Source organism: Natronosalvus halobius (assembly GCF_024138145.1).
In the GTDB taxonomy this organism is placed as follows: domain Archaea; phylum Halobacteriota; class Halobacteria; order Halobacteriales; family Natrialbaceae; genus Natronosalvus; species Natronosalvus halobius.
In genome coordinates this window covers 3,051,253-3,070,752 of the sequence record NZ_CP099997.1, presented here as the reverse complement: position 1 = coordinate 3,070,752, position 19,500 = coordinate 3,051,253, and the positions used below count along the sequence as shown (strand labels likewise).

Genomic DNA, 19,500 nt, shown 5'->3' with positions numbered 1-19,500 from the left:
GTGACCGAAACTATGCGCGTCCTGGTCGTCGACAACGACCCCAGGTTCGCCGAATTGACGGCGACGATGCTCGAGCGCGAACGCGATGACATCGAGGCGACGGACGTCTCGAGCGCGGACGCGGCCCTCGAGACGCTCGAGGCTGAACCCATCGAGTGTATCGTGAGTGACTACGACATGCCCAGCAAGAACGGACTCGAGTTGCTCGAGGCCGTCCGGGAACGCGACCCGGAGTTACCCTTTATTCTGTTCACCGGGAAAGGCTCCGAAGAGATCGCGAGCGAAGCGATCGCTGCCGGCGTGACCCAGTATCTCCAGAAACAGCCCGGGAGCGACCGGTTCACCCTACTGGCAAACCAGATCACGAACGCCGTCTCACAGTACCGGACGGAGACCGAACTCCGGGAGAACGAACGGCGGTACGAACGGACGCTGACGACGCTCCACGACACCACGCGCGACCTGATGCGAGCGGGGACGAAACGCGAGATTTACGAGGCCGCCGTCGAAACCGCGGGGGCGATCCTGGAGGTGCCGATCGTCTCCGCGTATCGGTTCGAGCCCGCCGAGGGGGCGCTCGCTCACGCGGCGTCGACGGCGGAGACACGCCAATTGCTGACGCCGGCAGAGACGATCGGGCGTGGCGACGGACTGGTCTGGGAGGCGTTCTCGGAGGGCGAACCGCAGTACTATCCCAACGTCCGGGCGGCGGGGGTGACGGACGTTGCCGACACGGTGAGCCGAAGTAAACTCGTCGTTCCGCTCGGGACGCACGGGGTCGTCGTCGCGGGGGGCGAACGACCCGACCGATTCGACGAGTCGATGCGCGAGTTGCTCTACATCCTGGGGGCCAACACCGAGGCCGCCCTGGACCGGGCCGAGCGCGAGCAGTTGTTGCGCGAACACGACCGCACGCTCACCGAGCAAAACGAGGAACTGACACGGCTGAACCACACGAACGAGATCGTTCGGGCGATCAACCGTGGGATAGCCAAGGCCTCAACCCGCGAGGAGATCGAGAGGACGGTCTGTCAGCGCCTCGCCGAAACCGATCGCTACCTCTGTGCGTGGATCACCGCGGGCCAGGAGACGCCGTCGCCGACCGTCTGGGAGGGAATCGACGTCACCTACGTCGACCGCGTTCGCGAGGACGGGGCCAGGGCACCCGAAGCGGCCCTGATCGAGCGCGCGCTCGAGGCCGAATCGGTGCAGGTCGCCGAGAACGTGCTCGACGACGAGGCGTGGGCCGACCGGCGAAAAGCGGCGCTCACCTACGGCTACCAGACGGTGCTCGCCGTGCCGCTGGTCGACGCCGAGCGGCGATACGGCGCCATCGTGGTTCACGCCCCGCAAGCCGACGCGATAAGCGAGAGCGAGCGCGAGGTCCTGGGGGAACTCGGCGAGACGATCGGCCACGCGATCCGGTCGGTCGAGCGCACCCAGGCGATGCTCACCGACAGTCGACTCGAGATCGAACTCGAGTGTCAGGACCCGCAGTTGCTGTTCAATCGGATCGGAACGGTCGTCCCCGGGACGATCACCCTGGAGGGGATCATCGATCGGGCTCAGGAGACCGTCCTGTTTGTCTCGATCGAGGAACCGTCGGTCGACGAGATCCTCGAGCAGGCGGAGCGATGGGCGGTGGTCGACTCCCTCTCGGTCGTCTCCGACGGGGAGGAGTCGACGCTGTTCGAGGTGACGATCACGCCGACCCCGTTCGTCGAGATACTGCGAGAGTACGACGCCCACGTAACGTCAACCACGACGAGCGACGACGTAACGACCATCGCGCTGTCGGTCCCGAGCCAGATCGATACGCGGGCACTGGTCGAATCGATCCGAGACCACTATCCGGAGACGGAACTGACGGCTCGCCGGGAGACGACGGCGAGTGTCTCGAGTACCCGGTTCGACGCGCGCCTCGAAGAGTCGCTGACGGCAAAGCAGTTCGAGGCGCTGCAGGCGGCCCACTACAGCGGGTTCTTCGAGTGGCCCAGGGAGAGCACGGGCGAGGACCTCGCTGCGGCTCTCGACGTGACGCCGCCGACCTACCACTATCACCTGCGAGCGGCCCAGCGAAAGCTGGTCTCGCTGGCGTTCGGGCCCGGTTCTAATTAATTAGTACCTGTCTTCGAGACCATCTAAACAGCTAGAAGCTATTTTTAATGGCCCCGCGTCCATACCATTAGTTGGCGATCTGAGACAGACTGTCGCCACCCCCCCCCCCCCCTTAACCCCCCACCCCACTTTTCCAGATCCTCGAGTGTCAACTGGATCCCTCAGACGTGAATTTATATACTAACGAGCGGCCAGACCGGCCATGCGACCACCACATCGGTTCGGCGCGGACGACAGGGCGATCGAAGGACTCCCCATCAGGTTAATCATCGCGCTCGTCGTCGGCGTCGCGAGCCTGGCGATCATGATGAGCATGCTCGGCGGAATCGGAACGCTGGCCGAGACGGAAACGGACGTCGAGATCGACCCCGTGACGGTCGACGCCGGCCGAACGACGAGCGTCGATCTCACCGTCCTCGGTGACGACGGCAACACCGTCGAGGGGGCGACCGTCATCGTCATGAGCGACGACGCCTGGCTGGACTCGGCCGTCAAAGGCGAGACCGGAAGCGACGGCACGGTCACCCTGCGACTCGACCCGACGCTCAGACAGGGCCAGCGAACCGGGACGCTCCAGGTCGACGTCGTCCCGCCGACGAACACTGACTACGTCGACGACCAGTCGAACACCGAAATCGTCGTCATCGAGAACTGAAATTATCCCTCCCACTCGATCCACTCTCGCTCCCAACCGGTTCGGGACTGGGCGCGGCGCGTCGCGTGTTCGACGTCCTCTCGAGCCGTCCGGTTACGCTCGACAGCCCCAACCTGCTCACCGTCGACGAGCAGCGGTTCGAACGAGACGGCGCCGAATCCCTCGGTCGTGCCATCGGGTCGACGCGCCTCGAGGCGCTGGCGCTGTACCCCCCGTGGATACACGATCCGGCCGCCCTCGCGACACTGCTCGAGCAAGTCCCTGGGCGGCGAAACGGTCGCCGCCTCGAGTAAAATCCGATCGAACGGCGCGTACGCCGGCAATCCGCGGGCCCCGTCTCGACAGTCGACGAGGACGCCGCCGTACCCCGCTCGCTCGATGTTCTCGCGAGCCTCGTACACCATTGGGCGGGCGATGTCGACGGCGTGGACGTTGGTCTCGCCGACGAGTTCCGCGAGAACGGCGGCGGTGTAGCCAACGCCGGCCCCGACGACGAGGACGGAGTCGCCGCTCCGGGGGGCGAGCGCCTCGAGTAACTGCGCGACCGTACTGGGAGCCAGCACGCGCGTACCGTGACACTCGTGGGCTCGGTCGGCGTAGGCCGCCGACTCGTCCTCGACGAACTCGTGGCGCGGGACGTCGCGCATGGCGACGGCGAGCGACTCGTCCGCCAGGACGCCTTTCGACTCGTGGACGAGACCGTCAATCATGTCCTCGCGCAATACCGCCGGGTCCATAGAGACGGTATCGCCGCGACGGTAATCAACGACTCGCTTGCTGTGGCCAATTCGTTGTCACGTCAGGCGACCGAGTGCCGCCCGGCGAGCACCGCGTACGCCGTGCCAGGAACCGACTCGACGGTCCACCGCCCGAGTCCCGCTCGCTCGAACCACTCGCGATACCGATCGGTCGGGTAGATACGCCCAGCCGTCGTCTCGAGCACCGTTTCCACGGCGGCCTGCGTCGCTGCCGGCCCCTCGAGTCGTTCCGCGACGACGAGCCAACCCCCCGGCTCGAGAGCGTCCGCCGCGGCGTCAACGAGGGTTTCGTTCGCCGCCGGATCGAGTCGCGACAGCTGATCGACGGCGACGATCAGGTCGAATCCGTCAACTTCCTCGAGCGCCTCCGACAGCCCGCCGGGGACGGGGCCCTCGAGCACGTCCACTGGTTCGCGAACGAGGATGGCCTCCGAGTCGGCGACGGATTCCGACTCGTCGTACAACGTGGCGTCGACCCCACGGCGGGCGAACTCGACGGCGCGGGTTCCCGGCGCACCGCCGACCTCCAGGACGCGCTGGGTCTCGGGAGCGACACGAATCGCCGCGGTGACGAGCGCGCGGGTCCTGGCCTCGTCCGCGGCTGCTTCCCTGCCGAGGCGGTTTCGCCGCTGGGTGTCCGTCGCGGTCGGCCGGTCGTCAGTCAGGAGCCAGTCGGTCTCGAGGCCGCGGTCCAGTCGATCCAGGGTTGCGGGAAGCGATCCGATGGACCGGGCGTCCGTCTTCGTCAGGAAGCCGAGCGAGCGATTCGTGGGTTCGTGCGCGCCGTCGACGGCTTCGAGGAATCCCTCGGCCTCGAGAACGGCGACGAGTGTCTCGGCCGCGCGTTCGGTCAGCCCGGTTTCGCTCGCCAGGTCGGTTGGCGTCTCCGCAGTGGTCATCAGCGCCTCGAGCGCGCCGGTCTCGCGAGCGGCGCGCAGGAGCAAGCAGAGTTCGAGCGATGGCATCGCAGGTGGCTGTGACATGTCCTCGAGTCGTCGATGGTTCGCGGGGTCGAAAAAGCACGCGTACTCGTTCGCCGTGCCGGTCGCCGCCTCTCTCAGCCACGCATCCGAACGAACCGCACCGCCCCGCGTTCCTCGCGCTCGAGGGAGCCGTCCTCGCGCTTACGGGCGAACGTCAACGTCTGGGAGCCCAGCCCGCCCTCGAGCGGAGCGAGGAGTCGGCCGCCTGGACGGACCTGTTCCACAACCGCGTCGGGGAACGCGGGAGCCGCGCAGGTCAGGTAGGCCGCGTCGTAGGGGGCGTGCTCGGACCACCCGTCGCGGCCGTCACCGATCCGGACGTCGACGCCCTCGTAGCCGAGGTGGGTGAGGCGATCTCGCGCGTCGTCGGCGAGTCCGGGGTCGTACTCGACGCTGTAGACGTGTTCGGCACCGACCAGTTCGGCGGTGACCGCGGCGTGGTAGCCACACCCCGTGCCGATCTCCAGGACGGCGTCGCCGGGCTCGAGGGAGAGTTCGTCGGTCATCACGGCGACCATGTGCGGGGCGCTGATCGTCTGTCCGTTGGCGATGGGCAGCGGGCGATCGGCGTAGGCGTCGGCCCGCCGGTCGTCGGGGACGAACGCGTGCCGGGGAACGGCTTCGAGCGCCGACTGGACGCGGTCGCCGATCCCGTTTCGGGCGGCGACGGTCTCGACGAGTCGTTCGCGGTCGTCGCGCCGGTCTCCAGGAGCGTCGTGGGTCATGGTCTCGGTCTCGATCTGGGTCGGAGTCGTGATCGTGGTCGTGGTCGTGATCGCGAGTGTGAGCGTGTCGTGATCGTGGTCGCGAGCAAAAACCACCTACCAGGCCGACCAGGCCGTGCTCGTCTCGTCGTAGGCGTAGACCCGCTTGACGTCCTTCGCGAAGGCCATGTCGCCGGCCTCCTCGAAGCGGTCACGGTGATAGCCCTCTGCATCGCCGCGGACGACGAACGCGTCGATTTCGAACTCGTCGTCGCCGAAGGAGTCGGTTTCCCCGACGGTGAACTCGTAGTCACCGGGGACGTACACGGTGAGACTTCGACTATCCTCGCGTCGGCCGTCCTGGGGATGGATCGTGACGTTGACCGAGACGTTGTCGACCTCGCGGGTCCAGACGGTCACAGCCTCGTCGGCCGGGGCCGACTCGACGCGTTTGTCGCCTTCGAGTTCGACGCTCGTGACCCGGACGGTCGCGAGCACGTCATCGGTCTCGAGGAGGAACTCGTCACCCACCTCGACGGTCTCGTCCTCGGGCGTGGTCACGTTCGCGGTGAACGACTCGCCGTCCTGGGAGACGACGACGTCGAGGGTCACCTCGCGGTCGGGCTCGGGCTGGATCTTGTGGACGTGGCCGCACTCGCCACAGCGGACGGTGAGGCTGCCGCCGCCGGGCGAGAGCACCTCGTGGACCGTCTCGAGGTCGGGCGAACACGACGGACAGGGCGTCGGGATGCGGTCCTGGTCCTGGGCGTGGGTATCGCTCATAGCACGCCCCTACAGGCTCCGGGCGTAAAAGACGATTGAAGCGGGTCCGGCGCTCGAAGGGGAATCTACCAGAACGGCTACTCACTCGTGGGCAGCGTCACTTCCTCGCCATCGGCGTACACCGTCGGCTCACGAAGGATCCCGTCCAGATGAATCGGCGCCTCGACGTCGCCACCGATTCCCGCATCGTCGCCGATCGCAATGTGGACCGTCCCGGCCGCCTTCTCGTCCAAAAGGACGCTCCCGACCAGGGTCGTCACCGCGACGTTCGTCCCGATGCCCAGTTCCGCCAGGTTGTAGGCCGCGTCGCCGACCTCCTCGGCCGCCGTCTCGACCGTCTCGCGGATCTCCGGATCCGAAATCCGGGTGACGAGGCCGTCTTCGACCTCGAACTCGAGCGTCTGACCCGGTTCGAGCAATCCGTGGGGCATCATGGTGCCGTCGACGACGAAGGTCCCGTCGGCGGTCTCGGGGCTGACGAACACCTCGCCGGCGGGGAGGTTCGACATCCGGCCGGGTTCGTGGACGATGCCGGTATCCGAGAGGAACTGCCGGTTGCCGATGCCGAACGTGACGTCGGTACCGATAGGCGTCGTCACACGAACCTCGTCGGCACCGTCGATCTGCTCGCGAACGTCCGCACAGTGGGCCGCGATCGTCTCGTAGTCGGCGTCCAGGCCGGTGGTGAAGACGTCCTCGGTGATTCCCGGGAGGGTCGCAACACGAGCGCCGGCCTCGTTGGCCTCCGTTCGCGCCCGGGTGTGACTCAGGCTCTTGCTCGTCGGCGCGAGGACGACGTCCGCGTCGGCCATCGCGGCCGCTACGGGCGCCGGCGGCTCGCCGCCGTGGGTCTCTCCCGGCGGGTAGCGCACGATCACCGCGTCGTCGGTGATCTCGCTCGCCACCTCGTAGAGGGCCGCCCCGATCTGGACCCGCTTGTCGTCGGTAACGACGACGCACGATTCGTCGGGCTCGAGGGCCAGGCACTGTCGAACGGCGGTCTCGGCAGGTGATCGAAGATCCGTCATGGATACAGATCGACGGACGGTTCGGAAAGGTGTTCCGGACGGCAAAAATTACAGGGTTTCGACGTGTTCGGAATGCCGACGAGCACGGCGTTCGATCACCCGCGAGAGTGCCTCGAGCGCGTCGAGCACGGGGCACTCCGGCGCAACTGCCCGAAGCGGGCGGCCCATCGACTGCGCCTCGGCAATTGCAGGTCGCGTTTCGACCCGCACCGCAGGTGCCCCGAAGTGACGCTCGACTGGATCGAGTAGGCGTTCGTCGCGACGGGAACGCGATCGGTTGACCACGACCGCCGCGAGCGGCGTCTCGAGCGCCAGGGCGAGCTGGCGGGTTCGATACGCGTCGTGGATGGCGACCTTAGATGGCGTCGTGACGAGCACCGCCGCGTCCGCGCTGGCGAGTTGTACTCCCACGTCGCGGGCCAGTCCGGCCGGGCAATCGACGACGACGCGACCGTAGCGTCGGTCGAGCGCGTCCACGACGCGTGGAAGTTCGGCGAGGTCCGACGCTCGAGCGCCCTCGAGAGTGCGACCGCAGGGGAGGACCTGGACGGATCCGGTCGAATCGACGGCGTCCAGGGGCGTCGCCCGGCCGACGAGGACGTCGTGGAGGTCTGGGCCGCGTCCGGATCCCGCCGGGAGGTCGGCGGCGACGAGGTCCGCGTCGACGACGACCGCCCCGAGTTCTGCGCCGAGATTCAGCGCCATCGTCGACTTGCCGACGCCGCCTTTGCCGCCGGCGACGGCGACGATCATTGCTCCGGGGGGTCTCGAGGAAGGTGGGTGGTTCGAGAGGGGCAGGGTATTCGAGATGAGTGGGTGGCTCGAGAACGGTCCGCGGACTCGGGGGGAGCGCCAGTATCGTGGCCGGGTTCGGGATCACGATCCGAATCGCGCGCGGCATCAGAATCCCAACCGGAGCCACCGTCCAGAACCGCACCGACCGGTGCCCACGGCGCGAGCGACGCCAGGACGTCGTCCGGTCGGGCCGGTCCGTTCTCGCCGTCCGCCCGTTCGGCCGATACGAGTTCGACTGGTGACTCGAGTGCCGCCTCGAGGTCGGTTCGAGCGTCGATGGGATCGGGAGTTCGAACATCGGTTCGAGCGCCTGTGAGATCGGCGGATCCGTCGGACGCCAGCGTCCGCTCTGCCGCCGCCGCGTCGTCGACCGCCTCGGACACCGGCGTCGCGAATCCGAACCCCCGGCGACGGCCGGGCTCGAGACGGGCCGTCCACTCGTCGTTCGACCACTCGGCCGTCGCCCCCTCGCCGTCTCGCGGCGGCCACGTCGGTCCGGACACGGTACTTCGCACGCGGACGCGCTGGGGCGTCGAGTACGTGTTCCACACCGTCGCGCAGACGAACGCCACCCCGGAGACGGTCGTCGCCGTCGCCTCAACCTCGACCATGGTCGCTCCTGGCGCCCACTGGTATTTAAACTCGAGCACGGTAGCTTCCCGACTCGAGCACGGTAGCTTCCCGACTCGAGCACGGTAGCTTCCCGACGGCACGGCGCTCGGGGCTGGGGTGGACGACGGATCGACGAGCGATGGGCCGGTGGACTCGAAGCGACTGCGGTCGAGGCAGCGAGCTCGAGGCGACTGCGACCGAGATCCGAACGATCAAATCCGTGAGTCCACTGGGGACGGGCATGGAGGTTCTGCTCCGGTTACTAGCGTTGCTCGCCGTCGTGCTCGCCGGAGCAGGACTCCGATCGGCCGGGATCCTCGATGCAACGCGGACGACGCGACTGAACGCTGCCACCTACTACGTCGCCCTGCCGGCCCTGATATTCGTCGCCACCTACGACCAGGCGATCGCGTCGCTGCTCTCGCCGGCCCTCTTCGTCGGCGTCGTCGCCGTCCTGGCGACCACGGCGGCGCTGGCGTGGGCCGTCCACCGCAATCGCGACTCGAGCGCCCGGCGGAGCGTCGCCGTCGTCCAGTCGTACCACTCGAACCTGGGCTACCTGGGGATTCCGCTCGTGGCGGCGACTTTCGATGCGAGCGTAACCGCGATCGCGAGCGTGATCCTCGGCATCGCGACGCTGCTTCAGGCGCCCCTGACGATCACGATTCTCGTGGCGTTTAACGGGGCCGAAACGAGCGCGAGACGCCAGTTCGTTCGACTCCTCGGGAACCCCGTCTTACTCGCGCTGGTCGCCGGCATGGTCGTCGGCTCGCTGGGCCTCTCGGTGCCGGGGCCCTTCGTCACTGGCCTCGACGCACTCGCCACCCTGGCGCTTCCGCTCGCGCTCGTCTGCGTCGGTGCGTCCCTCGAGTTCGACCTTCCCGAACTCGATCCCGTCGCGACGGGTGCCGTGACCGCGATGAAGGTCGCGGTCATGCCCGCTGTCGCCTGGGTGATCTTCTCCGCGCTCGCAGTCGACGACGCAACGTTCACCGCCGCGGTCGTCATGCTGGCGATGCCGACGGCCGTCTCGACGTACGTCTTCTCGAGCGAACTCGGTGGCGACGAACGGTTCGCCTCGCTCAACGTCTTCGTGACGACGGTCGCGTCCGTGCTGACGCTGTTCGTCGTGATTGCGCTCGTCGGCAGCGCGTAAGCGCGTCGAGATTCGGGAGACGGAAGGACGAATTGGCCGAACGCTATATAGTGCTCCCGCGGTGACAGCAGACATGAACGTTCCCGAGGCCGCGCGAACCGGCGAGGCCACCCTCCAGGAGATCCAGACCGCCGTCGTCGGCGAGTCCGGGCGACTCGAGACCATACTGACCGCCATCCTCGCCCGGGGCCACGTCCTGCTCGAGGACGTCCCCGGTACGGGGAAGACGCTGACCGCCCAGACGATCGCGACGGCACTCGACCTCGAGTTCACCCGCGTCCAGTTCACGCCCGACCTGCTCCCGGCGGACATCACGGGAACGCACATCTACAACGAACACGACGCGACCTTCGAGTTCGAACGCGGCCCGATATTCGCGAACGTCGTCCTGGCCGACGAGATCAACCGCGCGCCGCCAAAGACCCAGGCCGCCCTGCTCGAGGCGATGGGCGAGGGGCAAGTGTCGGTGGCCGGGGACACGTACGACCTGCCGGAGCCGTTTTTCGTCATCGCGACCCAGAACCCGGTCGAGCAGGAGGGGACGTTCCCGCTCCCGGAGGCCCAGATCGACCGGTTCATGGTCAAGACGTCGATGGGGTACCCCGACCGCGACGGCGAGTTGACGCTGATCGATCGCCGGGCGAGTCGTCAGTCCAGGACGCCCACGGTCGAGAGCGTCGTCGACCGCGAGGCGGTGCTGGCGCTCCAGAAGGTCCCCGAGACGGTGACCGTCGACCCCGCCATCCGGGCGTACCTGATCGACGTCTGCCGGGCGACCCGTACCGACGACCGCGTCCAGGTCGGTGTTTCGCCGCGGGGTATCCAGCGACTGTTCGAGGCCAGTCGGGCGCGAGCGGTGCTCGCCGGGCGGGACTACGTCGCCCCGGAGGACGTTCACGCGGTCGTTCACCCGGTCCTCGACCATCGGCTGGTGCTGACGACCGAGGCGGACGTTCGCGGCGTCGATCGGAGGGCAGTGATCGATGGCGCGCTCAACGGCGTCCAGGTGCCGTCGATGGGCGGGTGAGGCGTCGAGGTGTCGAGCGGTCTCTTACCGAGACGGTCGCTCGGGACACACTATAATTTTTGTACCAATGGTTGCAGGAGCGACAGACTCCGAGAAGAAGCCAATGGATACGGCGAAGACGGACACCCGAGAGCGAGCGAGAAAGTCAGCGTACGTTAGAGAAGATACGTCTCGTGGCGCTCACCCAGGTCCTCGAAATCGTCGGCCGCCTCGACGAGTTCCTCGGCGGTCGAGGATTCGAACGCCATCACCTCGACCTTGACGCCCTCGTGGCGCAGGTGCGAGCAGAGCCTCGAAAAGTCGCCGTCGCCCGTACAGAGGATCATCGTGTCGACGTGGTTGGCGAGCGTGACGGCGTCGAGGCTCATCCCGACGTCCCAATCGGCCTTCTTCGTCCCGTCCGAGAAGCGCTTGATGTCCTTGATCTTGGGCTCGAAGCCGATATCGTACAGCGCCTCGAAGAAGCTCTCCTCCTCGGGCGAATCGGCCCGGATGACGTAAGCGATTGCGCGCGTGAGTTGACGGCCGTCGACGGCCTCCTCCAGGAGTTCCGAGTAGTCGATGTTTCGGCTGTAGATACTCTGGGCGGTGTGATACAGATTCTGCGCGTCGACCAGAACCGCAACGCGCTGGCCCGGATGAACGTCTGTCATACGGTATCCTGTGCGGGCCAGTGTGAAAACCGCTTCCATCTCGAATGTCGTGAAAAGAACGTCGCCAGCGAAATTGGGGTCGAATCGACTCGAGGCGGCCAAATTCGGTCCTTCCGCCGGTCGCGAACCATGCGAGTGACTGGTATCGGCTTATCCGTCTCACGGGTGAAGGGAGTCCCATGGAAAGAGACAATTCAGTATCACGACGGCGAGTGCTCTCCGCCGCGGGCGCCGGTGTCACCCTAGCACTGCTCGCGGGCTGTACGGAAGGAGGCGGGCCGGGCGACAACAACACTACCGGCGACGATACGGCCGATGGCGGTGACGAGAACGAGACTGGCGCCGGTGGAACGGATGACGAGACCGGAGACGGCAACGAAACCGGAGACGGCAACGAAACCGGAGACGGCAACGAAACCGGCGCTGACGGCGGTGGGGGCGACTGGGAGGATGTCGACGAAATCGTCCTCGACGGGATCACCGAGGGGTGGGAGGGCGTCGAACCGGCGCCCATCGAGGGGGAGACCAACCCGACGCTCACCCTGTTCGAGGGCCAGGAGTACGACATCACCTGGGAGAATATCGACGGCCAGCCCCACAACATCGTAATCTGGGACGACAACGACGAGGTCGTCGAGGACTACCAGACCGAGATCATCGAGGAGGAAGGCGAAACCCAGACGCTGACGCTCGAGGCGACGTCGGAGATGACCCAGTACGTCTGTGAGGTGCACATCGGGACGATGCTGGGCGAGATTCAGGTCGAGTCAGGCGGGTGAGCAGACCGACTCCGGCGAGTGATCAGTTCCGGAGCCGCGCGATGCGTTTCTCCGTTGGCGGGTGCGTCGAGAGCACCTGCTGGAGGAGGCTGCGGTCGGTGTTCAGAATGCACAGCGCGCTGACGCTGTCGTCGATCCTCGACTCGCGCCCTTCGGCGCCCCGCGAAATCTTCTCGAGCGCGCGGGCCAGCGGGTCGCCGGTGCCGATAGCCTCGCGGGCGTCGGCGTCGGCGACGTACTCGCGGTAGCGGCTAATCGCCATGACGAACAGCATGACGAGGAAGTTCGCCGCGATGGAGGCGACGTACGCGAGGACGAAACTCCCGATGTTGTTCTCGCCCAGGCCGCGGACGACGAAGAAGACGGCGTAGCTGACGATCATGCCGATCGACTGGCCGAGCACCATCGTGATCACGTCGCGGTTGTTGATGTGGGCGAGTTCGTGGGCGATGACGCCCTCGAGTTCGTCGCGCTCGAGCAAGCGGATGAGTTCGGTGGAGACGACGACGATGCCGGCGCCTTTCCGTCCCGTCGCGAACGCGTTGGGGACGCCCATATCCGCGACCATGAGCCGAGGTTTGGTCTCGAGACCCATCCGCTCACACAGCGTTTCGGTCATGTGGTGGATCTCCTGGTACTGCCCCGATTCCGGCATGTCCTCGGCGCCGACGCTCCTGACGGCCATCCATCGGCCGAGTTTGTACTGGATCGCCGGGACGACGACGATTCCGACGCCCAGGACGAGGTACAGCGGCGCGCCGAAGGCTGCGGCGAAGACGAGCCCCCCGAGGAGGTAGAAGCCGAACAGGACCGAGCCGACGATTGCCATCCGGACTTTCAATCCAAAGTCGTTCATACGCGCTCCAGTTAGCGTTTCTGACGTATAAATATCGCGGGAAGTCACAGCCTCGAGTCGGTTTTGCCCGACACTCGAGTTGCAGTTCGACGATCGACGCGGACTGTCGACCAGCCCGAACTGCCGACAGGCGGGGCCGACGATCAATTCGCGGAACCAACCGACTCGAGAGGGGGCTCGAACCGTCAGCCCGTGTGTCCGACGCTGGAATCCGTCGCGTGATAACACGCCAGGCAGCATTTGTCGAGAGGCGCAACCGATAAGTTCCTCGACTGCCGTGTGTCTCGTATGCGTCGCGTCGCGCTCGCGGTCGAGGCCCGTCCGACGGCCCGGAGCGACGCGACTCCTGGTTTTCGCCCCACAAAATCGAAAAAACGTGCGTAAGAGTGCTCACTGCGAGACTGGCACCCTCGTTTCGGGCGCATTTCGGATCGAACGCACGGTCTAACAATTCACACTTCAGAGGGCAGCGCGGCCGTTTCGCGCCGCTCTCGATTACAGAACCCACGGCCCACGACCCACCACCCACGACCTACGACCCACAGCTCACAACCCACACCAATGACACACGACATCGACTTCACGGGCGTCTTCCCGGCAATGTGCACGCCCTTCGACGCCGACGAGCGAATCGACTACGAGACACTCCGCGCGGACGCCCAGCGCCTCGAGACCGCGGGCGTCGACGGCCTCGTCCCCGTCGGCTCCACCGGCGAGTCCGCCACCCTGACCCACGACGAGCACGTTCGCGTGCTCGAGGCGGTGATCGACGCCGTCGACGACGTACCCGTGATCGCGGGCACCGGTTCGAACAACACGCGCGAGGCGCTCGAACTCTCCGAGCGCGCGGCCGACGCCGGCGCCGACGGCCTCCTGTTGATCTCGCCGTACTACAACAAGCCCGAGCAGCGCGGCCTGCTCGAGCACTACCTGACCATCGCGGACGCGGTCGACGTGCCCCAGATCGTCTACAACGTGCCCTCGCGGACGGGCCGAACGATCGAACCGGACACGGTCGTCGAACTGGCCGACCACCCGAACATCGGCGGCTACAAGGCCGCCGAGGGCGACCTCGGCGTCATCGGCGAAATCGTCGAGCGGACCGCCGACTCGGACTTCTCGGTGCTCTCGGGTGACGATGCGCTCACTCTCCCGATGCTCTCGATTGGCGGGCACGGTGCGATCAGCGTCGTCGCCAATATCGAACCCGAACGAACCGTCGCGATGGTCGGGGCCGCCCTCGAGGGCGACTACGAGCGCGCCCGGGCCATCCACCACGAACTCGGGCCGCTGATGCGCGAACTCTTCGTCGAGACGAACCCCATCCCGGTCAAGGAGGCGATGGCCATCCGTGGCTACGGTCCCGCTCGATTACGCCCGCCGCTCACCCGCCTCCAGGACGAGTACCGCGATGACCTCGAGGCCGTCCTCGAGGACCTCGAGAACCGACCCGTCTCCCGGGCGGAGGCCGAGTAATGGGGGTCCGGGTCGGCGTCACGGGCGCGGCCGGCCGGATGGGGCAACGCGTCCTCGGCGTGCTCACGGACCGCGACGACTGCGAGGTTACCTTCGCGGTCAACCGGAGCACCGACGTCGAGCGCGTCCAGGGCATCGAGATCGAGTCCGCTCTCGAGATCAACCTCCTGCTCGAGGAGCGCGACCCGGACGTCGTGATCGACTTTACGGGTCCGGCGTCGGCGCTCGAATACGCTGCCGCCTGCGCCGAGGCGGGCGTCCCCTTCGTCACGGGGACGACGGGCTTCTCTAGTGACGAGGAGTCCCAGCTCGACGCTCACGGCGACGACATCGCGCTGCTTCACAGCCCGAACTTCGCTCGTGGCGTCCAGGCGCTGCTCGCGCTCGTCGGGGACGCCGTCGCGAGCCTGCCCGGCTACGATGTCGAACTCGTCGAGACCCACCACAACGGGAAGCGCGACGCCCCGAGCGGGACGGCCAATCGACTGCTCGAGGAGATCGAAGCGGCCGGCGACTTCACGGACCGCGTCCACGGCCGGGAGGGTGAACAGCCACGAACGCCGAGCGAGATTGGCGTTCACGCCCTGCGAGCCGGGAACGTAACGGGGGAGCACGAGGTCGTCCTCGCCGGTAACCACGAGGAACTGCGACTCACCCACCGCGCCGAGGACCGCGGGGTCTTCGCCGCCGGCGCCGTCGACGCGGCGGTCTGGCTGGCCGGCCAGGAACCCGGCCGATACGACTTTTCGGAGGTACTTTCAGCATGAGTCCATCGACTGACGGCAACACGAACGGGAACGCGAACTCGAACGCAAACGCGGACGCGGACGCTGACGCGAGCGCACTCGAGTCCGAGATTACCGACCTGTGGAACCGCTACGAGGCGAACGACGTCGACGCCGAGTCGGCGACCGAAGACGACATGGCGACGCTCGAAACCTTCCTCGACGCGCTCGAGGCGGGCGACGTCCGCGCGGCCGAACCCCGCGGTGAAGATGGGGCGTGGGAAGCAAACGCCTGGGTCAAGCAGGGCATCCTGCTCAACTTCGGCCTTCGCGAGACTCGCGCCCGCGAGTACGGCAGCGTCACCTACAACGACGTGCTCCCGCTCGCGGACTCGAGCGATTTCGGCGAGCGCGGCTCCCGGAACACGCCCGACGGCACGGTCGTCCGGCGGGGCGCCCACGTCGGCTCGGACTGCATCCTGATGAGCCCCGCGTTCGTCAACGTCGGCGCCCACGTCGGCGACGGGACGCTCGTCGACTCCTGCGATACGGTCGGATCGTGCGCCCAGATCGGCGCGAACGTCAAGCTCGGCGCCAACACGCTGATCGGCGGCGTCCTCGAGCCCGTCGAGAGCGCACCAGTCGTCATCGAAGACGGCGTCTCGCTGGGCGCTGGCTGTCGCGTCACCTCGGGATTCGTCGTCGGCGAGAACTCCGTCGTCGGCGAGAACACGCTGCTCACCCCACGGATCCCAGTCTACGACCTCGTCGAGGAGGAGGTCGTCTACGGCGAGTTACCCACCGAACGGCGCGCCTTCACCAGATTCGTCGAGTCCTCGATCAGCGACCACGACCTGTTCGAGGGCGGCGCGTACAAGCCCGCCGTCGTCGCGACCGCCCTCGAGGACCGGACACTCGAGCGCTCCGAGCGCGAGGAGGTGTTACGGGACCGATGAGCGCCGCCGAATCGGGGGTACCGAACCCGCCAATACGCCGCCTCGGCGACTGGAGCGCGAGCCACCTGCGGAACCTGGCCGACGACTACGGGACGCCGCTGTACGTCCTCGACCTCGAGCGCGTCCAGGAGAACTACGAGCGACTCGAGGCGGCGTTTCCCGACAGCGAAATCATGTTCGCGGCGAAGGCGAACGCGCTCGGCAGGGTACTGGAAACGCTGCTCGAGGCCGGTGCGGGCATCGAGTGCGCCTCCGCCGGCGAACTCGTCCGGGCGCTCGAGGCGGGCGCGCCGGGCGAGCGAGTCCACTACACGGCGGTCAACCCGCCCGCGGCCGACCTGGACGTCGCCGTCGAGGCGGCCGACGAGCACCCGACCCTGACGATCACCGCCGGGGCCGAAGATACCATCGACAGGCTCGAGGAACGCGGTTACGACGGCCGCCTCTGTCTCCGGGTAAATCCCGGCATCGGCGCGGGTCACCACGAGAAGGTCCGGACGGGTGCGGACGCGAAGTTTGGCATTCCAGCGAACCAGGCGGTCGAGACGGCCGTCGACGCCGCCAAGCGCGGGCTCGACATCGTCGGCGTCCACGCCCACGTCGGCTCCGGCGTCTCGAGCGACGACCTGGACGCCCACCGCGAGTTCGTCTCCCGGATGGGCGACCTCGCACGAGAGCTGAACGAGACGTTGACCGCCGCCTCCGACGCACAGGCAGGCCTCGAGTTCGTCGACGTCGGCGGCGGCTTCGGCGTCCCCTATCGCGAGGACGAAGCGCCACTGGACCTCGAGGCGGTCGCCGAAGCCACCCGCGACGCGCTGGGAGCGGTCGACGCCCGACTGACGATCGAGCCCGGCCGGTACCTGGTGGCTGACGCTGGCGTGCTCCTGGCGCAGGTGAACACGGTCAAGGACACCCCGGAGACGACCGTCGTCGGCGTCGACGCGGGCATGACGACGCTGGCCCGACCGGCGATGTACGGTTCGCATCATCCGATTCGGAACCTCGAGGCCGATGCCGTCGACCGTCCCGAGAACCCACAAACGGTGACGGGGCCCATCTGCGAGAGTTCGGACGTCTTCTGTACGGACCGCTCCCTGCCCGAAACAGCGCGTGGCGACCTGTTCGCGATCGGCAACGCCGGCGCCTACGGCTACGAGATGGCGAGTACGTACAACTCTCGCCCGCGGCCCGCCTCGGTCGTCCTCGAGGTCGACGGCTCGACGGCGCTCTCGCGGCGCCGCGAGACGCTCGCGGACATCGTACGGCTCGAGCGGGCGGCTCGAGACGGTGAGGTCGATAGTGACGAACCGAACCGCAGCCCACCACGGGGGATGTCCCGATGAGCGCATTCGCCGACGTCCACTTCGAGAAGTACCACGGAACCGGCAACGACTTCCTCGTGATCGACGCCGAAACGTACGTCCCCGACCGGCGGGGCCTCGCCAGTCGCGAGTGCGACCGCGAGACCGGCGTCGGCGCCGACGGTATCCTGTTCCTGGCGCTCGAGGACCGGTACAACCCGCCGCGGGTAATCATGACGCTCGTCCAGCCCGACGGCGGCACGGCGCCGATGTGTGGCAACGGCGCTCGCTGTGCCGGCCGGTGGGCGATGGAGCGCACCGGGAGCGACGAGGTCATGATCGACACCCAGGCCGGGACGCGACGTGCCTATCGCGTCGAGGGCGATGGGAGCGACGGGTACGACGGGAGCCACGGAAACGACAGCGACGAACAGGACCAGGACCAGGACGACCGGATCGCCGTCGAAATGGGCGATCCGACGTTCGACCCGAAGTCGATTCCGGTACTCGCGGACGAGCCCGTGATCGAGGAACCCATCGAGGGGCTCGAGGTCACGGTCGTCAACACGGGTGTTCCCCACGCGGTCGCCTTCGTCGACGACGTGGACGCGGTCGACCTCGAGGCCGTCGCGAAGCCGGTTCGCCACGCCGATGCGTTCCCGCTGGGGACGAACGTAAACCTGGCGAGCCCAGATACAGAGGGGTTCCGCCAGCGAACCTTCGAACGCGGCGTCGAGGGCGAAACCGACGCCTGCGGGACCGGAGCCGTGGCGATCGCTGCGGCCGCCCGTCGACTGGGGCTCGCCGACGGCGACTCGATTTCCGTCAGCCCACCGGGCGGCAACCTCGAGGTCGTCTTCGACGGCGACACCGCGACCCTGATCGGCCCGGTCGAACACGAGTTCGACGGCGAGGTGCAGACGACCCACTTCTCGTCGTTCGACCCGTGACGGGGGATTCGGGGGGATTCGACCCGCTCTCGTTCCTCGAAGCCGCGGTCGCGATTCCTTCTCACCCCGACGCCGGGGTCGCGGAGATGCGAGCCTTCCTGGTCGAGACCCTCGAAGATCACGGCGTCGAGGCGACGGTCGACGAGGCGGGGAACGTGCTGGCAACGCGAGATGGAAAGACCGACGGCGAGGATGCAAGCGCTGAGCGAGGAACGCACTACGTCCTCAACACCCACATCGACACCGTCTCGCCGCACGTCTCGCTCGAGATCGGGGACGGCGAAATCCGCGGCCGTGGATCCTGCGACGCGAAGGGACAGGTCGCCGCGTTACTCGCCGCGTTTCTCGAGGCCGAGACGACGAATCGAGTGACGCTCGCGATCACTCCCGACGAGGAACTCCTCTCGACTGGCGCCCACGCCCTCGTCTCCCATCCAGACTCGCCGGTCCAGGACGCCGATGCCGTCATCGTCGGCGAGCCGACGGGCCTCGACGTCTGCACCGCCGCGAAGGGGCGCTTCGAGGGGACGATCGAACTCTCGGGGGCGAACGCCCACGCCGCCGAACCGCAATCGGGCGTCAACGCGGTGGCCGCCCTCGAGCAGGTTCTGGGGGCCCTCGAGACGTTCGACGACCGCGAGGACGCGCCGCCCGCCCACCCCGATCTCGGGCCCGCAGCGCTCACGCCGACGGTCGTCCAGGGCGGCGAGGCTACCAACCAGGTTCCCGACCGGGTTCGGCTCACGATCGATCGGCGGAGCGTTCCGCCCGAAACCGCCGAGGAGTTCGAGCGAGCCCTGGTGGCCCACCTCGAGGCAGCCGTGCCCGCCGAAGTGGGCGTCGACTTCGCCTTCACCGAGCGGCCGACGCCGTTCCTGGAGGCCTGGGCGACCGATACCGAGGCGCCGATCGTCGACGCTCTCGCGGCGAGGGGGAGCGGCGAGGTGCGCCCGTTCACGGCCGCGACCGAGGCCTCCTACTTCGCCGCCCACGCACCAACGGTCGTCTTCGGGCCGGGGGTGCTCGCGGACGAGGACGGCGCCGTCGCTCACTCCCCGCGGGAGTACGTCGAGACGGCCGCCGTTCGGATGGGAGCGGAGGCGGTGAAGCGAGTGCTCGAGTTGTCGTGAGTGGCGAGCACCGGGCGAGCGCCGACTCGTGAGGCAGGGCCGGGTCCGAAGC

20 protein-coding genes are annotated in these 19,500 nt (G+C 67.5%); 11 read left to right on the top strand and 9 right to left on the bottom strand.

The window, feature by feature from the left end:
• Entirely contained in the window at positions 1 to 2,118 is a 2,118-nt protein-coding gene (locus tag NGM15_RS14965; protein ID WP_253432627.1) for a bacterio-opsin activator domain-containing protein, read from the top strand.
• 202 nt (positions 2,119 to 2,320) lie between these two features.
• Entirely contained in the window at positions 2,321 to 2,773 is a 453-nt protein-coding gene (locus tag NGM15_RS14960) for a DUF7382 domain-containing protein (protein ID WP_253432625.1), read from the top strand.
• 2 nt (positions 2,774 to 2,775) lie between these two features.
• Here NGM15_RS14960 and NGM15_RS14955 read toward each other — a convergent pair whose 3' ends face one another.
• From NGM15_RS14955 to NGM15_RS14925, 7 genes are all read right to left on the bottom strand, one after another.
• Positions 2,776 to 3,510 carry a protein-L-isoaspartate O-methyltransferase family protein gene (locus NGM15_RS14955; RefSeq protein WP_253432622.1) on the bottom strand — a complete coding sequence of 245 codons (735 nt, stop codon included), beginning with the start codon at positions 3,508 to 3,510 and terminating at the stop codon, positions 2,776 to 2,778.
• A 62-nt stretch (positions 3,511 to 3,572) separates the two neighbouring features.
• Complete coding sequence (locus NGM15_RS14950; protein WP_253432619.1) at positions 3,573 to 4,514, bottom strand: methyltransferase domain-containing protein; 942 nt, start codon at positions 4,512 to 4,514, stop codon at positions 3,573 to 3,575.
• A gap of 74 nt (positions 4,515 to 4,588) precedes the next feature.
• On the bottom strand, positions 4,589 to 5,239 hold the full coding sequence (locus NGM15_RS14945; RefSeq protein ID WP_253438131.1) for a protein-L-isoaspartate(D-aspartate) O-methyltransferase: 651 nt from the start codon (positions 5,237 to 5,239) through the stop codon (positions 4,589 to 4,591).
• Between the two features lie 96 nt (positions 5,240 to 5,335).
• Positions 5,336 to 6,001, bottom strand: a complete 666-nt coding sequence (locus tag NGM15_RS14940) for an HVO_0476 family zinc finger protein (RefSeq protein ID WP_253432617.1) — start codon at positions 5,999 to 6,001, stop codon at positions 5,336 to 5,338.
• 77 nt (positions 6,002 to 6,078) lie between these two features.
• A complete protein-coding gene (locus tag NGM15_RS14935) occupies positions 6,079 to 7,029 on the bottom strand; it encodes an aminopeptidase (protein WP_253432614.1) in 951 nt (316 codons plus the stop codon).
• A 48-nt stretch (positions 7,030 to 7,077) separates the two neighbouring features.
• On the bottom strand, positions 7,078 to 7,782 hold the full coding sequence (locus NGM15_RS14930; protein ID WP_253432611.1) for a MinD/ParA family ATP-binding protein: 705 nt from the start codon (positions 7,780 to 7,782) through the stop codon (positions 7,078 to 7,080).
• The gene (locus NGM15_RS14925; protein ID WP_253432608.1) at positions 7,779 to 8,435 is read right to left on the bottom strand and encodes a DUF7857 domain-containing protein; all 657 of its coding nucleotides are present in this window, start codon (positions 8,433 to 8,435) and stop codon (positions 7,779 to 7,781) included. Before NGM15_RS14925 ends, NGM15_RS14930 begins: the two co-directional genes overlap by 4 nt.
• A 242-nt stretch (positions 8,436 to 8,677) precedes the next feature.
• On the opposite strand from NGM15_RS14925, the gene NGM15_RS14920 reads away from it, so the two are divergent.
• Both NGM15_RS14920 and NGM15_RS14915 read left to right on the top strand, forming a co-directional pair.
• Positions 8,678 to 9,592, top strand: a complete 915-nt coding sequence (locus NGM15_RS14920; protein WP_253432606.1) for an AEC family transporter — start codon at positions 8,678 to 8,680, stop codon at positions 9,590 to 9,592.
• A 73-nt stretch (positions 9,593 to 9,665) separates the two neighbouring features.
• On the top strand, positions 9,666 to 10,619 hold the full coding sequence (locus NGM15_RS14915) for an AAA family ATPase (RefSeq protein WP_253432603.1): 954 nt from the start codon (positions 9,666 to 9,668) through the stop codon (positions 10,617 to 10,619).
• A gap of 155 nt (positions 10,620 to 10,774) precedes the next feature.
• Here NGM15_RS14915 and NGM15_RS14910 read toward each other — a convergent pair whose 3' ends face one another.
• Positions 10,775 to 11,272 carry a LabA-like NYN domain-containing protein gene (locus NGM15_RS14910; protein WP_253432602.1) on the bottom strand — a complete coding sequence of 166 codons (498 nt, stop codon included), beginning with the start codon at positions 11,270 to 11,272 and terminating at the stop codon, positions 10,775 to 10,777.
• 179 nt (positions 11,273 to 11,451) lie between these two features.
• Between NGM15_RS14910 and NGM15_RS14905 the strand changes: the two genes are divergently transcribed.
• The gene (locus NGM15_RS14905) at positions 11,452 to 12,051 is read left to right on the top strand and encodes a plastocyanin/azurin family copper-binding protein (RefSeq protein WP_253432599.1); all 600 of its coding nucleotides are present in this window, start codon (positions 11,452 to 11,454) and stop codon (positions 12,049 to 12,051) included.
• A gap of 22 nt (positions 12,052 to 12,073) precedes the next feature.
• Here the strand turns inward: NGM15_RS14905 and NGM15_RS14900 are convergent, their stop codons facing one another.
• Positions 12,074 to 12,907, bottom strand: a complete 834-nt coding sequence (locus NGM15_RS14900; RefSeq protein ID WP_253432596.1) for a M48 family metallopeptidase — start codon at positions 12,905 to 12,907, stop codon at positions 12,074 to 12,076.
• Between the two features lie 561 nt (positions 12,908 to 13,468).
• On the opposite strand from NGM15_RS14900, the gene dapA reads away from it, so the two are divergent.
• From dapA to NGM15_RS14870, 6 genes are read left to right on the top strand one after another with little or no spacing between them, the layout of a single operon-like run.
• The gene (dapA, locus tag NGM15_RS14895) at positions 13,469 to 14,383 is read left to right on the top strand and encodes a 4-hydroxy-tetrahydrodipicolinate synthase (RefSeq protein ID WP_253432593.1); all 915 of its coding nucleotides are present in this window, start codon (positions 13,469 to 13,471) and stop codon (positions 14,381 to 14,383) included.
• Positions 14,383 to 15,150: a 4-hydroxy-tetrahydrodipicolinate reductase gene (dapB, locus tag NGM15_RS14890; RefSeq protein WP_253432590.1), complete on the top strand. Its 768-nt coding sequence runs from the start codon at positions 14,383 to 14,385 to the stop codon at positions 15,148 to 15,150. Before dapA ends, dapB begins: the two co-directional genes overlap by 1 nt.
• On the top strand, positions 15,147 to 16,064 hold the full coding sequence (locus tag NGM15_RS14885; RefSeq protein ID WP_253432587.1) for a 2,3,4,5-tetrahydropyridine-2,6-dicarboxylate N-succinyltransferase: 918 nt from the start codon (positions 15,147 to 15,149) through the stop codon (positions 16,062 to 16,064). Before dapB ends, NGM15_RS14885 begins: the two co-directional genes overlap by 4 nt.
• Positions 16,061 to 17,410 (top strand): diaminopimelate decarboxylase, encoded by a 1,350-nt coding sequence (gene lysA, locus NGM15_RS14880; RefSeq protein WP_253432584.1) that lies wholly within the window; start codon positions 16,061 to 16,063, stop codon positions 17,408 to 17,410. Before NGM15_RS14885 ends, lysA begins: the two co-directional genes overlap by 4 nt.
• Positions 17,407 to 18,318, top strand: coding sequence for a diaminopimelate epimerase (gene dapF / locus NGM15_RS14875; protein ID WP_253432581.1), 912 nt, complete (start codon positions 17,407 to 17,409; stop codon positions 18,316 to 18,318). Before lysA ends, dapF begins: the two co-directional genes overlap by 4 nt.
• The gene (locus NGM15_RS14870) at positions 18,315 to 19,448 is read left to right on the top strand and encodes a M20/M25/M40 family metallo-hydrolase (RefSeq protein ID WP_253432578.1); all 1,134 of its coding nucleotides are present in this window, start codon (positions 18,315 to 18,317) and stop codon (positions 19,446 to 19,448) included. Before dapF ends, NGM15_RS14870 begins: the two co-directional genes overlap by 4 nt.
• Positions 19,449 to 19,500 lie beyond the last annotated feature (52 nt).

Coding starts and splice junctions, on each gene's coding strand:
- NGM15_RS14960 (WP_253432625.1), top strand. CDS start 2,321: ATGCGACCACCACATCGGTTCGGCGCGGACGACAGGGCGATCGAAGGA.
- NGM15_RS14955 (WP_253432622.1), bottom strand. CDS start 3,510: ATGGACCCGGCGGTATTGCGCGAGGACATGATTGACGGTCTCGTCCAC.
- NGM15_RS14950 (WP_253432619.1), bottom strand. CDS start 4,514: ATGTCACAGCCACCTGCGATGCCATCGCTCGAACTCTGCTTGCTCCTG.
- NGM15_RS14945 (WP_253438131.1), bottom strand. CDS start 5,239: ATGACCCACGACGCTCCTGGAGACCGGCGCGACGACCGCGAACGACTC.
- NGM15_RS14940 (WP_253432617.1), bottom strand. CDS start 6,001: ATGAGCGATACCCACGCCCAGGACCAGGACCGCATCCCGACGCCCTGT.
- NGM15_RS14935 (WP_253432614.1), bottom strand. CDS start 7,029: ATGACGGATCTTCGATCACCTGCCGAGACCGCCGTTCGACAGTGCCTG.
- NGM15_RS14930 (WP_253432611.1), bottom strand. CDS start 7,782: ATGATCGTCGCCGTCGCCGGCGGCAAAGGCGGCGTCGGCAAGTCGACG.
- NGM15_RS14925 (WP_253432608.1), bottom strand. CDS start 8,435: ATGGTCGAGGTTGAGGCGACGGCGACGACCGTCTCCGGGGTGGCGTTC.
- NGM15_RS14920 (WP_253432606.1), top strand. CDS start 8,678: ATGGAGGTTCTGCTCCGGTTACTAGCGTTGCTCGCCGTCGTGCTCGCC.
- NGM15_RS14915 (WP_253432603.1), top strand. CDS start 9,666: ATGAACGTTCCCGAGGCCGCGCGAACCGGCGAGGCCACCCTCCAGGAG.
- NGM15_RS14910 (WP_253432602.1), bottom strand. CDS start 11,272: ATGACAGACGTTCATCCGGGCCAGCGCGTTGCGGTTCTGGTCGACGCG.
- NGM15_RS14905 (WP_253432599.1), top strand. CDS start 11,452: ATGGAAAGAGACAATTCAGTATCACGACGGCGAGTGCTCTCCGCCGCG.
- NGM15_RS14900 (WP_253432596.1), bottom strand. CDS start 12,907: ATGAACGACTTTGGATTGAAAGTCCGGATGGCAATCGTCGGCTCGGTC.
- dapA (WP_253432593.1), top strand. CDS start 13,469: ATGACACACGACATCGACTTCACGGGCGTCTTCCCGGCAATGTGCACG.
- dapB (WP_253432590.1), top strand. CDS start 14,383: ATGGGGGTCCGGGTCGGCGTCACGGGCGCGGCCGGCCGGATGGGGCAA.
- NGM15_RS14885 (WP_253432587.1), top strand. CDS start 15,147: ATGAGTCCATCGACTGACGGCAACACGAACGGGAACGCGAACTCGAAC.
- lysA (WP_253432584.1), top strand. CDS start 16,061: ATGAGCGCCGCCGAATCGGGGGTACCGAACCCGCCAATACGCCGCCTC.
- dapF (WP_253432581.1), top strand. CDS start 17,407: ATGAGCGCATTCGCCGACGTCCACTTCGAGAAGTACCACGGAACCGGC.